Raw genomic sequence first — 15,837 nt, 5'->3', positions numbered from 1 at the left:
ACCACCTCTTTATTAAGATAGGAGCTGCCATAAGTCAGCTCCATAAAATTATATTTTATTATGAAAATGTGAAAGGAGGACATAAATGCATAGTGAAATAGGATTATATAGAAGCTCTTTTGAGCATGATGCATGTGGAATAGGTGCAGTTGTAAATATTGATGGTAAAAAGACTCATAAGGCAGTAGAGGATGCTTTAAATATTTTAATTAACTTAGAACATAGGGGCGGAACCGGAGCTGATGGTAAAACTGGAGATGGATCAGGAATATTATTTCAAATTCCCCACAGATTTTTCAAAGAGGAAGTCCAGAAACTTGGAGTTATACTACCAGATGAAGAGGAATATGCAATTGGAATGTTCTTTTTACCAGTTAATGAATTTGATAAGATAAATTGTATAAATATATTTGAAAAACTTTGTAATGAAGAAGATCTTAAAATATTAACATGGAGAGAAGTTCCCGTAAATCCAGCTGAACTTGGTGATTTTGCAATTTTATCAATGCCATCTTTTAAACAAGTTATAATTGAGAGACCTTCACATATAAATGATGTTAAAGAATTTGAAAGAAGATTATATATATTAAGAAGAAGATTTGAAAAAGAATTAGTAACTGAAAATGCTTATATTTCATCTCTTTCATGTAAAACAATTGTTTATAAGGGATTACTTTTAGCTGGACAACTTAAAAACTTTTATAAAGATTTATCTAATGCAAAAGTTGAATCTTCAATTGTAATGGTACATTCAAGATATAGTACAAATACTGTTCCTAGTTGGAAAAGAGCTCATCCTAATAGATATATAATTCATAACGGTGAAATTAATACCCTTAGAGGAAATATCAATAACTTAATTGCTAGGGAAGGAAATTTAAAATCAAAAATATTTGGAGAAAATTTAAGTAAAGTACTGCCTATTATAAATACAGAAGGATCAGATTCAGCTATTTTAGATAACACTTTAGAATTTCTAATTATGAATGGAAGAAGTATTGAAGAAGCAATAATGATGTTAATTCCAGAGCCATGGGATAAAAATCAAGTTATTTCAAAAGAGGAAAGAGCATTTTTTGAATATAATGCAACTTTAATGGAACCATGGGATGGACCAGCAACCATAGTATTTACTGATGGATATGTAATGGGCGCAACTTTAGATAGAAATGGATTAAGACCTGCAAGATATTACATAACTAAAAATAATAGTTTAGTACTATCTTCAGAGGTTGGAGCCCTTGATATAAAAAATGAAGAAATAGTTTCCAAAGGAAGATTAACACCAGGAAAGATACTTTTAGTAGATACAAAGAATAAAAAACTATTAAATGATTCTGAAGTTAAAGAAATGTACTATTCAAGATTACCTTATTCAAAGTGGATAGAAAATAATATAATTACCCTAGATAAAATCAAGTTCAATGAAGAAAATACTTCTATAGAAATTTCAAAATCAGAAAGACATACTTTAATGAAAGCTTTTGATTATAGCTATGACGACTTAAAAAACACTATTTTACCTATGAGTGAAAATGGAGAAGAGCCAATAAGCTCAATGGGAGTAGATACACCACTTGCAGTTTTATCAAACTCACCGCAATTATTATTTAACTATTTTAAACAGTTATTTGCTCAAGTTACAAACCCACCACTAGATGCTATAAGAGAAGAAGTTATTACTTCTACTACAGTTTATATAGGATCACAAGGAAATATACTTGAAGATTCAAAAGATAACTGTAAACAAATCAAATTACCATCTCCAATTTTATCAAATGAAGATTTATTAAAAATAAAGTATTTAAGAATTGAAGATTTTAAAGCTAAGACAATCAGCATTTTATACGGTAAAGAAAATGGAAAGTATGATTTAGAAAAAGCTTTATATAATTTATCTCTATCAGTAGAAAAAGCTTGTTATGAAGATTATAATATGTTAGTTTTAAGTGATACAGGATTAAATAATAAGCTAATACCAATCCCTTCATTACTAGCTCTTTCCTCAGTTCATAATTATCTTATTAAGAAAGGCTTAAGAAGCAAAATAGACATTATAATTGAAAGTGCTGAACCTAGAGAAGTACATCATTTCGCAACTCTTATATCATTTGGAGCTTCTGCAATAAACCCTTATTTAGCTTATGAATCTATAAGACAATTAAGATATGATAATTTATTAAAAGAAGATCATGAGATATCAGTAAAAAAATATAATAAAGCTGTATTGAAGGGATTAGTTAAGATTATATCTAAAATGGGCATTTCAACTATTCAATCATATAGAGGAGCACAAATCTTTGAGGCTGTGGGAATAAACAATGAAGTTGTAAACAAGTACTTTACTAATACAGTTAGTAGAATTGGAGGAATATCACTAAAAGAAATTCAAGAGGAAGTTCTAATTAGGCATCAAAATGCATTTAGGAAAAGTAATGTAAACTTTGAATATATTTTAGATTCAAAAGGAAGAGATAAATTACGTTCTGGAAAAGAAGAGCACTTGTATAATCCACTTACTATTCATAAATTACAACAATCTACAAGGACAGGTAACTATGAAATATTTAAAGAATATTCAAGTCTTGTAAATAATAATGAAAGTTTTTTTACATTAAGAAATTTAATGGATTTTAAATTTTTAAGTAATCCTATATCAATAGACGAAGTAGAGACTGTAGAATCAATTGTTAAAAGATTTAAAACGGGAGCTATGTCATATGGATCTATTTCAAAGGAAGCTCATGAAGCTTTAGCTATAGCAATGAATAGGATAGGTGGAAAGTCTAACACTGGTGAAGGCGGAGAAGATAGTGATAGATTTACACAAGATGCAAATGGTGATTCAAGAAAATCTTCAATAAAGCAAATTGCATCAGGTAGATTTGGGGTTACTTCAGAGTATTTAGTTAATGCAAATGAATTACAAATAAAGATGGCTCAAGGAGCAAAACCAGGTGAAGGTGGACAACTACCAGGTAATAAAGTATATCCTTGGATAGCTAAAACTAGAGGAGCTACTACAGGTGTTGGTCTTATATCACCTCCGCCACATCATGATATATATTCAATTGAAGATTTAGCTCAACTTATATATGATTTAAAGCAAGCTAATGACAAAGCAGATATATCAGTAAAACTTGTTGCTGAGGCTGGCGTTGGTACAGTAGCAACAGGAGTTGCAAAAGCTGGCGCAAATGTAATATTAATTTCTGGTCATGATGGAGGAACTGGTGCTTCACCTAAGACTTCAATTCAAAATGCAGGATTACCATGGGAGTTAGGACTTGCAGAAACTCATCAAACATTAATTTTAAATGGATTAAGAGATAGAGTTAGGTTAGAAACTGATGGCAAGCTTATGACTGGAAGAGATGTAGCTATAGCTGCATTATTAGGTGCTGAAGAATTTGGTTTTGCTACTGCTCCATTAATTTCATTAGGCTGTGTTATGATGAGAGTTTGTAATTTAGATAGTTGTCCTGTAGGAATTGCTACTCAAAATAAAGAACTTAGAAATAGATTTAAAGGTAAACCTGAATATGTAATTAATTTTATGTATTTTATTGCAGAAGAATTAAGAGAATACATGGCTAAATTAGGTTTTAGAACAGTTGAAGAAATGATCGGAAGATTTGATAGATTAAAGCAAAAAGAAAATGTTAAAGGATATAAAAGAAGTAAAGTAAATTTATCTTCAATATTTGTTCAAGATAAAAGATTTCTAACTTTAAAAAATAAATTCAACAAAAATAATAAAGTTGAGTTATCTAAGACTTTAGATAGAAGTTTATTAATTCCTATGGTAGAAAAGTATTTTAATGGAGAAAATACTTTAAAACTTTATATAGATATAATGAATACAGATAGAACGCTTGGAACATTACTTGGATCAGAAATTACAAGAAAATATGGATATAATACTTTAAATGATGATTCTATTACACTAAACTGTACTGGATCAGGGGGACAAAGCATAGGTGCATTTTTACCTAAAGGAATAACAATTGAAGTTAATGGAGATTGTAATGATTATTTAGGTAAAGGATTATCTGGTGGAAAGATAATTGTAAGGAATCCTAAGGATTGTCATATAAAGCCTGAAGAAAATGTAATTATAGGGAATGTTGCTTTATATGGAGCTACATCTGGAAAGGCATTTATAAATGGAGTTGCAGGAGAACGGTTTTGTGTTAGAAATTCAGGGGCTATAGCAGTTGTAGAAGGTGTTGGAGCTCATTGTTGCGAATATATGACTGGTGGAACTGTTGTTTTACTTGGTGAATGTGGAATTAACTTTGCAGCTGGAATGAGTGGTGGAATTGCTTATATATATAATAAAAACGACAACTTTAATATCAATTTTAACAGAGAAATGGTTGAAATAGAAAAATTAGATGATTCAGATATAGATAAAGTAAAATCTTTAATAGAAGAACATGTTGAAGCTACTGATTCTAATCTGGGCAAGCAATTATTATTAAATTGGAGTATTGAAAGTAAAAAGTTCTTAAAAGTAGTTCCAAATGAGTACAAAAAGATTATTACCTTAATAGATAAAAAGAAAGCAGAAGGATTAAATCATGAAGATGCTTTATTAGCAGCTTTTTACGAAAGGAGTGCAATATAATGGGAAAGCCAACTGGATTTTTAGAGTTTGAAAGAAAAGTGGGTATTAATGATTCTATAAATGAAAGAATAACTCATTATAAAGAATTCCATAACTTACTTCCAGAAAGTGAGCAAATAAAGCAAGGTGCTAGATGTATGGATTGTGGAATACCTTTTTGTCAATCAGGACTTCTTATAAATGGAATGGCATCAGGATGTCCTTTAAATAATTTAATACCAGAATTTAATGATTTAATATATAAAGAAAACTGGGATTTAGCATTACAAAGGTTATTAAAAACAAATCCATTTCCTGAGTTTACAGGAAGAGTATGCCCAGCTCCATGTGAATCAGCTTGTACAGTTTCTATAAATTCACCTGCTGTAAGTATAAAGGAAAATGAAAGATATATAATTGATAAAGCATTTAAAGATGGAAAGATAAAAGCAGATCCTCCTAAATATAAAAATAATAAAAAAGTTGCTGTAATTGGATCAGGGCCTTCAGGACTTGCATGTAGTTACCTTTTAAATAAATTAGGATACTTTGTAGATGTATATGAAAGAGAAGATAGAAGTGGTGGATTATTAATGTATGGTATACCTAATATGAAGCTAGACAAAGAAGTTGTAAATAGAAGAGTTGATATCTTGAAAAATGAAGGGATTAATTTTTTAACTAATACAGATATATGTAAAGATAATCAATTAAAAGAAAATGTATTGAAAGATTACGATGCTATTGTTTTAGCAACAGGCGCTACAAAGCCTAGAGACTTAAATGTACCAGGAAGAAAATTGAAAGGTATAGAATTTGCTGTTGATTATTTAAAAGAAAATACTAGAAGTTTATTAAATAAAAAAAATAGTGATAATTTTATTTCTTGTAAAAATAAAAATGTTTTAATAATTGGTGGTGGTGATACAGGAACAGATTGTGTAGCTACTGCTATAAGACAAGGATGTAAATCTGTAATACAATTAGAAATAACAAACCCTCTTCCAAAGGAAAGGCTTATTGATAATCCATGGCCAGAATGGAGTAAAACACTTAAAGTTGATTATGGTCAAAAAGAATGTATAGAGCTTTTTGGATATGATCCTAGAAGATATTGCACTAGCATTAAAGAGTTCATAGGAGACGAAAAAGATAGTGTAAAATCCGCTATCACCATAAAAGTTGAATGGATAGAAGATAGAGATGGAAGAACTACTTTCAAAGAAATACCTAATAGTGAAGAATTAATTGATGTAGATATTGTATTACTTGCAATGGGTTTTTTAGGAACAGAAGAGTATATAAGCAATAGCTTTAATCTAGATTTAGATAATAGAGGAAATATTAAAGCAGATTATAAAGAATTTAAAACTAATAAGGATAAGGTGTTTACTTGTGGTGATGCTAGAAGAGGTCAATCTTTAGTTGTTTGGGCAATAAAAGAAGGTCTAGAAGCTGCCATTGCTGTTAATAGATATTTAGATTTACAAGAATAAATATTATAAGTAGAAGACGTTTATATGATAAATTCATTAATTAAAACAGAAATTCAAATAAAAGCTATTAAATATTTTTTAAAAAATTTAGAGAATCTTCATTCAATTTATGTATACCAGTGGGATTGAGAAAAAATAATTTTCAAATTAGACAGGAATAAAGAATAATTAAAGAAAATTATAAAATATATATAATGTAAAAAAAACAGAAAAATATGTAAATAAAAATTTTTGCCAAAAAGGAAATAGACTTATTATAGAAAAAATTTCTTCATTTAAAATTTAAAATTATTCACATACTAATACTGTGGATATATTTAAAGGAGGTACAAAAGATGATTAAAAAATTTGCTGCATTTTTTATCTTAACAGCTTCTATAATGAATTTTTCAAATTCATTATACGTACAAGCTGATGATGTAAAGAATAAATCAAATGCATATAGGGTATTTAGTAACGCTATAGTTGATTTAGGTAAAGAAAAGTTTGATAGCTTTTGGACTCCAGAAAACGAAGGATATCTTAATGCATCACAAAAGGAAAAGTTGAACCAATTAAGAGAAAAAGTAAATAATGGAGATATGTTAACTGCTTCAGAAAGAAATGAATTAAAAAATATGAAAGCAGAAGTAATAAAAATAAAATTAGGTGATGCAAAATTTCAAGAGTTACAAAAACTTATTGAAAAAAGAGAAGGATCTACTGATCTTACGCTACCAGAAAGACAAAGATTATATGAATTAAATAAAGAAGCCAAAGGCGTAAAATAATTGATATTCACAAAGAGGAAAAGCATTAAATTTATATTTAGTGCTTTTCTTATTTTTAATAACTGCCCATATATCCATTTTCATAAAAAAATATTAGAATTTTGTATAAAAAAATGATAAAATTATACAAACGTATAATTTTAAAAATTAAATGTTTAATATCTGTATTGGAAGGAATGTTTAGTATGGAAAAATATAAAGAAGAGTTTATTGAATTTATGGTTGAAAGCAATGTATTAAAATTTGGAGATTTTGTAACTAAAAGTGGAAGAAAGACACCTTTCTTTATTAACACAGGAAATTATACTACTGGAGAACAATTAAAAAAATTAGGTGAATTTTATGCTAAAGCTATACATAAACATTTTGGAGACGATTTTGATGTTTTATTTGGACCAGCATATAAGGGAATCCCACTTACAGTAACTACATCAATTTCATTAAGTGAATTATATAATATAAATGTTGAATATTGCTCAAATAGAAAAGAAGTTAAAGATCACGGCGAGGGTGGAATACTACTAGGAGGTTCTTTAAATGATGGAAAAAGAGTCGTTATAGTTGAAGATGTTATGACTGCAGGTACATCTATATATGAGACTACCCCTATTTTAAAAGCTCAAGGAAAAGTAGATATAAAGGGACTTATTATATCTGTAGATAGAATGGAAAAAGGAAAATCAGATAAATCTGCGCAAGAAGAAATTAAAGAAGTTTTTGGAATAACTACATATCCTATAGTTACAATGAAAGAAGTTGTAAATTATTTATATAATAGAGAATTGGATGGTAAGATATATATAGACGATAATATGAAAAATGCAATCGAAGATTATTATAATAAATATGGAGTTACTTATAATAGTTAATAAGATATTAAAAGATTTATAAATTATGTAAGTTTTTTAATAAATAATATAAGTAAGAAAGGCTAGCGTATTATGCTAGCCTTTTATAATGAGGTATTTTTTATAAGGAATTTAAAAACTTCAAAAATTAAAGCTGCTATTTCTTTATTATCAAAGCCATAAAAATTATGCCCCCCAGAATTTAGGCTAAGTAATTTTGAATTAACATCTTCTTCTTTTAGCTTATTATATAAATCAACAGAATTTTTATATGGAACTAACTCATCGTTTTTACTATGTATTATTAAAGTGCTTGGAGAAGAGTCATCAACATAATTAATGGGGCTATATATATCACCTAAAAATGATTTTCCCTTTAACTTTTCTATTTCATCTTTAAATTCGTCATCAGCTACAGAAAAATCTAATGTAGATAATTCAGTAGGACCAAATATATCAATTACATAATTAACTTTTGATGGATAATTAGCTAATTTTTTATCTCCAATGAATTCATCTTCACTTGAATAAGCAGATAATAAAGATAAATGAGCTCCAGATGATATTCCGAGAAGTCCAATATTATTTGTATCAAAATTATATTCATCTTTATTTTTATATACCCATCTTATAGCATCTTTCACATCACTTACTGGGTTTGAAATAGGAGTATCTTCTTTTAACAATTCATAAGATACACTTATTATATTAAAACCTCTTTTGTTGAATGCATTTACTATAGGATCTAATCCTATTGGAATACCATTATCACCGTATATCCAACTCCCCCCATGAACATATATTACAACTGGTGAAGGTTTATCAGTTATATTTGATTTATATATATCTAAAAATACATCATCAGATAAACTTTCTTTATATCTTAATCTACTTACATCCATTGAGGTAGAGCAATAATAATTTGTTAATTCACTTAATGTTGCTACACTTTTATTAGAATCTTTTAAATCTTTAACAATATCAAATGTTATTAAAATTGCGCCTTTGAAGTAAAATGCAATAAGTAAAGATGTTATAATAAATGATACTACAAATAATACTATGAATTTAGATATTTTCTTCAAAAGATCAACTCCTTATTTTTAAGCTATTAGTATTATAGACAATAAATGAAAATAATAATTTAAATTTGATTATAAATTATTATTTTTATGAATATATTGTATTAGTATTATTAACTTAAATTTAAACAGGAGGGAGTTGCTTAATACTAGCAGCGAATTTTATAAATGGTAAGTAAATTAGTTAAAGAAGAAGAGGTTTTAAGTACATTAAGCTTTGATTATATAATTGAAAGTATTATAAGATATTTGAAGGATAATAAAGATTTAATAATTAATAATTGTAGCGAAGAATATTTAATAAATATATTTGAATGTATCTTATACAAGCTCTTATTTAATGAAAATCAAGTATTAATATTATGTGATGATTATATTAATAAGGTTATAGATACATCGGTTATAAAGAACTTAGATAAAAGAGCTATTTACTTAAAAGGTTCAATAGATTTTGAAAGTAATTTAAAAGAACGATTATTAAGTTTGCCAGAAGCTACTGGGAAAACTATTATAAGCAAAGTCGAAGTGTTATCTAGGAGTATTGATAAAAAGACTACTCAATTAATAGATTTAATTAAGTTCTTCACATTAAGTAATAATAAATCATTATCTTTAATAGAAAAATATAAAGTAACTCAAAGAAAATTAAATAAGTACGATTCTTTATATGAATATTATAGTATATATAGAATAAGAAAGCCTTTTGAGAAATACAGTTACTTTGAAGTTGATAATTGTGTCAATGAAATTATTAAATCTGATTTAATAAAGAAATATATAAAATATAGAAGATTTATTGATAATAATAAATTTAAAATTCTTAAAGAACCTGTTAATTATGAAATGTTAAATTTAGCAATTTATAAAATTGATGAGTTAAATAAAGATACAAATTTTAAGGTACCATTAAACTATTCTCAATATACAGAGGATTTTATAGAAACTTTATCTATAAATCAAAAAATGCCAAATGAAGATTTGAAGAGCTTAGTTAATTTAGTTAACTTAAAATATAATTATAATTTATTAACTCATCAAAAGAAAAATAGATTATTAAGTATATTTACAAAGAGAAAAGATAATGCAAAGTATGAAAATAATTTAAATAAGTACTCTAGTATAGAAGATGATATCACAAAAGAATATGAAGATAATTTAAGAAATATAAATTCATATATTGATAAATTAAACTTTCTAAAGAATGTATTAAATGATGAAGAATACAAAAGCTTCTTGGCTGCTCTTATTAGAGGCAAAGATTTAAAAGATGATTTATTAAAATATAGAAAGATATTTTATATATCTTATGAAATGAGAGATGTATTAAATTTATTAAAGCATCTAAGTGAAATTGAAATTGAAATATTAAACTATGCCTATAATAATATCGAGGATAAAAAGTATATGGAGGATATTATTATAAGTATTCCTAAATTAAAACTATATTTAGAAATTGAAGAAGATGAAATTAGATTTTCTGATACTATAGATAAGTATAAGGACTTTGGTAAACTATTGAATGAGTTAAATGAAGATATAAGGATAAGAAATAGTTTAATATCTGAATCGATAAATTATATATGGGATAATAAGTTAAGGGAAAAACTTAAAATAGGGAAAAATAATATTGATAAAGTTGATTTTTCTGATAAAGAAATAACTAAAGCTTTATTTCCATGTATAATTTCCAAGCTAGATAATTTACAATTAAAGAATATAAATGATAATAATATAAAATTTGATAAAGTTATCTATTTAGGGAAGATTACTAATCTGGATGATAAAACGCTAGAAACTCTAAAAGACTTAAGTAAGAGTATTATAATATTGTGTAAGGATAAAGTAGATACTCCTCTGAATCTTAAAAGATATGAGAATATAGATATACTGAATATAGATAAATCAATAACTTATGATAATTCAAGTGAAAATATAATTATAAATGAAATACAGAAATATTTAGAAGGATTAGGTTATATAAGTGAAAAAAATGTATGCATAGATAATTTTAATATCGAATTATTAATAAAGGATAATAATCTAAATACAATTGCAGCATTAGAAATAGACTCTGAAACTATAAATATTAATTCATCATATAAATTAAAAGACATCTATTTAAATAAAGTACTAAAGGATAAAAATATTAAATTATATAGAGTCTGGAGTCGAGATTGGTGGATAAACAAATCAAAAGAATTATGCAAATTAGAGGAATTTTTGCAAACTTTGAAAACAAAATAAGATATTGACTTTATAAAATTTATACAATATAATATTATAGAAAATTAAATAAGACAGTTCGGAAGCCTCCTGTCTATAAACAAAACTACGGTTATTAATTGCAATTTATATTAAGTGTGATTTTATTCGTAGAGGGTTCATTTATGTGAGCTCTCTATTTTATTTTTTCATCTACTATAATTTGTAGTTTTATTTCGTATTTTTATATTTTGAGGTGTCTGTTTTAGTAGGCACTTTTTTTTATTTTTTTAAGTTATAAATAATATTTTGGAGGAGATTGCATTGAAAGAAAATTTAACAAGAAAATTAGTCAAAGCAGCATTAGTTGCAGCAATTTACGCAGCACTAACAATGGTATTAGCACCTATAAGCTATGGTCCAGTACAATTTAGGTTATCAGAAGTATTAGTGTTATTAGCATTTGTAGATCCTTTTTACATAGTTGGGTTAACTGTAGGATGTCTATTAGCTAATATACTTGGTGGATTAGGTCCAATGGATATAGTATTTGGAACTTTAGCAACATTCTTAAGTGTGTCTGCAATATCACTTACAGCTAAATATATAAAGTCAAAAACCGTAAGTTTAATAATAAGTTCAATATGGCCAACTATTTTTAATGGTGTGATAATTGGATGGATGCTAAATTATGTTATTGGAGCACCACTAATATTAACTATGTTGCAAGTTGGAATTGGTGAGTTTGTAGTTGTTACAGTGATAGGTGTTCCGGTATTCAAATTTATAGAAAATAAATATAAGGGCAGAATAGCTCTACAATAAAAAGTAAGCTTAGATACTTTATAGTTGTCTAAGCTTATTTTTTTATTTACAATAGTTATATAAAAATAGATAAATAGTTTAAGGAGATATATATGAATTTAATTACATTAGAAAATATAACTAAGACTTATAGCGAAAAAGTCTTATTAAACAACGTAACATTAAACATAAATGACGGAGATAAAATTGGTTTAATAGGTTTAAATGGAGCAGGGAAGTCAACTTTACTTAAGATTTTAACTGGAAGAGATGAATTCTTTGATGGTAAAGTAGTAAAAGGAAAGAATATAAGAATAGAATACTTAGCACAAGATACAAAATATGATGATAATTCTACTATATTAGAACAAATATTTAAAGGGGATACTCCTGAAATGAAGCTTTTAATGGAGTATGAAGAATTACTAGAAAAAGTTAATAATGATATATCCCTTAATGATAAGTTAATAGCACTTCAAAGTAAAATAGATACTATGAATTTATGGGATTTAGAAAGTGATGCTAAAACTATTTTGACTAAGCTTGGAATAAGTGATTTTAACAAAAAAATGTCAGAGCTATCAGGAGGTCAAAAGAAAAGAGTTTTCTTAGCTTCTTCATTAATAACTCCATGTGAATTATTAGTTCTAGATGAGCCTACAAACCATCTTGATTCAGAGTCAATAGAATGGTTAGAAGAGTACTTAAACTCAAGAAAAGGCGCCTTAATTATGATTACTCATGATAGATACTTCTTAGATAGGGTAACAAATAAGATAATAGAACTAGATAGAGGAAATCTTTATTTATACGAAGGAAATTACAGTGATTTCCTTGAGAAAAAAGCTGAAAGACTACAAGTAGAAGCATCTAAAGAAGAAAAGAGACAAAAGCTTATATTAAAAGAGTTAAAATGGGTAAGAAGAGGTGCTAAGGCTAGAACTACTAAGCAAAAAGCAAGGCTTCAAAGATTTGATGAGTTAGTAAGTACTGATTATATAACAGTAAATACTGATATAGAAATGCCTTTTGTGGGTAGAAGACTAGGTAAAAAGATTATAGAGATAAATAACATTTCAAAATCCTTTGATAATAAAGTGCTAGTTAAAGATTTTGATTACATTTTTTCTAAAAATGATAGAATAGGTGTAATAGGAAAGAATGGAGCAGGAAAAACAACTTTAGTAAATATGATTACAGGGGCTATAAGTCCTGATAATGGAGATATAGAAATTGGAGATACAGTAAGCATAGGAACCTTTTCTCAAGATAATACTCATATGGATTTAAATCAAAGAGCTATAGATTATATAAAAGAAGGTGGAGAAAACATACCAACAGAAGATGGATATAATATAACAGCATCACAATTAGCTGAAAGATTCCTTTTTGATGGTACAATGCAATATACTCCAATTGAAAAGCTGTCAGGTGGAGAAAGAAGAAGGTTACATTTACTAAGAGTACTAATGGAATCTCCAAATGTACTTATACTAGATGAGCCTACAAATGATTTGGATATTGAAACCCTTAAGATACTAGAAGACTTCTTAGATGAGTTCATAGGAGTAGTAATTATAGTATCCCATGATAGGTATTTCTTAGATAGATTATGTAATAAAATTTTTTCATATGAAGGTGATGGCTTAGTAAAACAATATGTAGGTAATTATAGCGATTACTTAATACATAAGGAATATGAAATAAAACCTGAGAAATCTAAAAATGAAGTAAAAGAAAAGAAAACTAATCAAAAAGAGAATAGAAATACTTCTTCTAAACCTAAATTTACTTTTAAGGAACAAAAGGAATTTGAAGAAATTTATTCTGTTATAGAATCTTTAGAGCATGAACTTACTGTTATAGAAAATAAAATGGCAAAAAACGCTTCAAATTATGGAGCTTTAAATGAGCTTATGAAAGAAAAAGAAACTTTAGAAGAGGAACTATTATTTAAATATGAGCGATTAGAATACCTAGAAGATATTGCTAATAAGATTGAAGAATACAAAAGCAGATAAAATTTTGAAATAATGACTTTCTCATTTTGAATAATTATAGTATAATCTTTGTGTAACGCAACTCACAAATATAATGTGAAAAGGAGATAAATTATTATGAAGAAACTTATTAAAAGTTTTAGTGTTCTATTAGTATCTTTTGCTTTAGTTGGATGCGGTAGTAAAAGTGCTAATGTAGAATTAAAGGAAGGATTAACTGCTAAAGATGTAGTGGCAAAGGTTGAAGAAAAGGCGCCTATGCAAATGCCTCAAGAATTCGATGAACAAATGGCTACTGATATAGCTAAACTAAACTTAGATGATGTTGAAGACTATGCTATTACTAAAGCAATGATAATGAACTCTGCTGATGTAGCGGCTGTTGTGGAGGCTAAGGAAGGTAAAGTTGAATCTGTTAAAGCAACTTTACAAGGTATGTTAGATACTGAGAAAAATAATGCATATTTACCAGATCAAAAGGAAAAAATAGAAAAAGCTATACTTACTGAAAAAGGTAATTATGTTATATTATTAATAAATGCAGATATTAAAGCAGCAGAAGAAGCTGTAAATGAATGTTTTGAATAAGATTTTAATTAAAGCTAGATAGGAAAATATCCTTATCTAGCTTTTTTAGAAAGGATTTATTATGGTTTTTAGCAGCCTTATTTTTATATTTAGATTTTTACCTGTATTTATAGCAGTATATTATATAACTCCATATAAATATAAAAATCTTTGCATACTTATTTTCAGTTTGTTTTTTTATTCATTTGGCGAACCGAAGTATTTTCCAATAATGATTTCATCAATTATTATTGATTATATAGTATCTATACTGATTCAAAGAAATTTCAAAAATAAAGCTAAATGTAAAGTTTTATTATTAGTTTCTATAATATTTAATATGGGAATTTTAATTTATTTTAAATATGCTAATTTTTTTATAGAAAATATAAACTTATTATTTAAGTCTTCAATAGATAAGATTAGTTTAACCTTGCCACTTGGAATAAGTTTTTATACATTCCAAACTTTATCTTACACTATTGATGTATACAAAGGAAAAGTTGAAGCAGAAAAAAATATAATTGATTTTGGGGCTTTTGTATCTTTATTTCCACAACTGATAGCTGGACCTATAGTAAAATATAGTGATATAAATAAAGAAATAAAAAATCGCTCTATAAATATGAGTAATTTTGAGTTAGGATTAGAGGAATTTATAATAGGTTTATCTAAAAAAGTGCTAATAGCTAATAATATAGGAATGCTTTGGTCTGAAATATCTAGTAAAGATTTAATCAATATATCAACTCCTTTAGCTTGGCTTGGTATAATAGCTTTTTCATTTCAAATATATTTTGATTTTAGTGGATATTCATCAATGTCTATAGGACTTGGGAAAATGATAGGATTTAACTTTCCAATAAATTTTAATTTTCCATACATATCTAGGAGCATAACTGAGTTTTGGAGAAGGTGGCATATAACTTTAGGTTCCTGGTTTAAAGAATACGTATATATTCCTTTAGGAGGAAATAAAGTAAACAAAATAAGAGTATTTTTAAATTTATTGATAGTTTGGTTTCTAACTGGATTTTGGCATGGTGCTGAATATACATTTATTTTATGGGGATTATATTTCTTTACATTAATTTATATAGAAAAAATATTCTTGGGAGAAACTCTAAAAAGACATGTTATTTTCTCGCATTTATATACTATATTCTTTTTAATAATAGGATGGTGTATATTTGCAATAACTGATATTTCGACTTTGGGTATTTATATAAATAAGATGTTCACTTGGGACTTTAAAAGTGATTGGATTTATTATATTAGAAACTACTTTATAGTTATTATATTATGTATTATTTCTTCAACTCCATTAGTGTTAAAAATATATAATAAGATGATTAAGGTAATTAAATCGATTATTATAGTCTTGCTCTTTATGCTATCTATAGCATATTTAGTAGATAGTAGTTACAACCCTTTCTTATATTTTAGATTTTAATAGGAG

Annotated in this window: 10 protein-coding genes; 9 read left to right on the top strand and 1 reads right to left on the bottom strand. The window is 26.8% G+C overall.

What is annotated here, in order from left to right; all coding sequences use genetic code 11:
• Positions 1-85 precede the first annotated feature (85 nt).
• The 4 genes from gltB to pyrE all read left to right on the top strand — a co-directional run bounded on the left by gltB (position 86) and on the right by pyrE (position 7,744).
• A complete protein-coding gene (gene gltB / locus CSBG_RS08865; protein WP_035285243.1) occupies positions 86-4,630 on the top strand; it encodes a glutamate synthase large subunit in 4,545 nt (1,514 codons plus the stop codon).
• Positions 4,630-6,105 carry a glutamate synthase subunit beta gene (locus CSBG_RS08860; RefSeq protein WP_035285240.1) on the top strand — a complete coding sequence of 492 codons (1,476 nt, stop codon included), beginning with the start codon at positions 4,630-4,632 and terminating at the stop codon, positions 6,103-6,105. The genes gltB and CSBG_RS08860 overlap by 1 nt, the downstream gene beginning before the upstream one ends.
• A gap of 335 nt (positions 6,106-6,440) precedes the next feature.
• Positions 6,441-6,875 carry a hypothetical protein gene (locus CSBG_RS08855; RefSeq protein ID WP_008678830.1) on the top strand — a complete coding sequence of 145 codons (435 nt, stop codon included), beginning with the start codon at positions 6,441-6,443 and terminating at the stop codon, positions 6,873-6,875.
• A 185-nt stretch (positions 6,876-7,060) separates the two neighbouring features.
• Positions 7,061-7,744 (top strand): orotate phosphoribosyltransferase, encoded by a 684-nt coding sequence (gene pyrE, locus CSBG_RS08850; protein ID WP_008678828.1) that lies wholly within the window; start codon positions 7,061-7,063, stop codon positions 7,742-7,744.
• Positions 7,745-7,827: 83 nt separating this feature from the next.
• On the opposite strand, the gene CSBG_RS08845 is transcribed toward pyrE, so the two are convergent.
• Positions 7,828-8,808, bottom strand: a complete 981-nt coding sequence (locus tag CSBG_RS08845) for an alpha/beta hydrolase (RefSeq protein WP_008678826.1) — start codon at positions 8,806-8,808, stop codon at positions 7,828-7,830.
• Positions 8,809-8,973: 165 nt separating this feature from the next.
• Here CSBG_RS08845 and CSBG_RS08840 point away from each other — a divergent pair, with 165 nt between their 5' ends.
• The 5 genes from CSBG_RS08840 to CSBG_RS08820 all read left to right on the top strand — a co-directional run bounded on the left by CSBG_RS08840 (position 8,974) and on the right by CSBG_RS08820 (position 15,831).
• The gene (locus tag CSBG_RS08840; RefSeq protein WP_008678825.1) at positions 8,974-11,049 is read left to right on the top strand and encodes a hypothetical protein; all 2,076 of its coding nucleotides are present in this window, start codon (positions 8,974-8,976) and stop codon (positions 11,047-11,049) included.
• Between the two features lie 282 nt (positions 11,050-11,331).
• Positions 11,332-11,832 carry a QueT transporter family protein gene (locus CSBG_RS08835; RefSeq protein ID WP_008678824.1) on the top strand — a complete coding sequence of 167 codons (501 nt, stop codon included), beginning with the start codon at positions 11,332-11,334 and terminating at the stop codon, positions 11,830-11,832.
• 92 nt (positions 11,833-11,924) lie between these two features.
• Positions 11,925-13,832: a ribosomal protection-like ABC-F family protein gene (abc-f, locus tag CSBG_RS08830; RefSeq protein ID WP_008678823.1), complete on the top strand. Its 1,908-nt coding sequence runs from the start codon at positions 11,925-11,927 to the stop codon at positions 13,830-13,832.
• 96 nt (positions 13,833-13,928) lie between these two features.
• Positions 13,929-14,399 (top strand): DUF4358 domain-containing protein, encoded by a 471-nt coding sequence (locus CSBG_RS08825; RefSeq protein ID WP_008678822.1) that lies wholly within the window; start codon positions 13,929-13,931, stop codon positions 14,397-14,399.
• Positions 14,400-14,460: 61 nt separating this feature from the next.
• Positions 14,461-15,831: an MBOAT family O-acyltransferase gene (locus CSBG_RS08820; protein ID WP_008678821.1), complete on the top strand. Its 1,371-nt coding sequence runs from the start codon at positions 14,461-14,463 to the stop codon at positions 15,829-15,831.
• Positions 15,832-15,837 lie beyond the last annotated feature (6 nt).

The sequence above is a fragment of the Clostridium sp. 7_2_43FAA genome (genome assembly GCF_000158375.2).
GTDB lineage: Bacteria > Bacillota > Clostridia > Clostridiales > Clostridiaceae > Clostridium > Clostridium tertium.
The sequence above is the reverse complement of the archived record's forward strand: the minus strand, read 5'-3'. Positions and strand labels throughout refer to the sequence as shown.

Excerpts from the sequence above, each read along its gene's own strand:
- gltB (WP_035285243.1), top strand. The coding sequence starts at position 86 with ATGCATAGTGAAATAGGATTATATAGAAGCTCTTTTGAGCATGATGCA.
- CSBG_RS08860 (WP_035285240.1), top strand. The coding sequence starts at position 4,630 with ATGGGAAAGCCAACTGGATTTTTAGAGTTTGAAAGAAAAGTGGGTATT.
- CSBG_RS08855 (WP_008678830.1), top strand. The coding sequence starts at position 6,441 with ATGATTAAAAAATTTGCTGCATTTTTTATCTTAACAGCTTCTATAATG.
- pyrE (WP_008678828.1), top strand. The coding sequence starts at position 7,061 with ATGGAAAAATATAAAGAAGAGTTTATTGAATTTATGGTTGAAAGCAAT.
- CSBG_RS08840 (WP_008678825.1), top strand. The coding sequence starts at position 8,974 with ATGGTAAGTAAATTAGTTAAAGAAGAAGAGGTTTTAAGTACATTAAGC.
- abc-f (WP_008678823.1), top strand. The coding sequence starts at position 11,925 with ATGAATTTAATTACATTAGAAAATATAACTAAGACTTATAGCGAAAAA.
- CSBG_RS08825 (WP_008678822.1), top strand. The coding sequence starts at position 13,929 with ATGAAGAAACTTATTAAAAGTTTTAGTGTTCTATTAGTATCTTTTGCT.
- CSBG_RS08820 (WP_008678821.1), top strand. The coding sequence starts at position 14,461 with ATGGTTTTTAGCAGCCTTATTTTTATATTTAGATTTTTACCTGTATTT.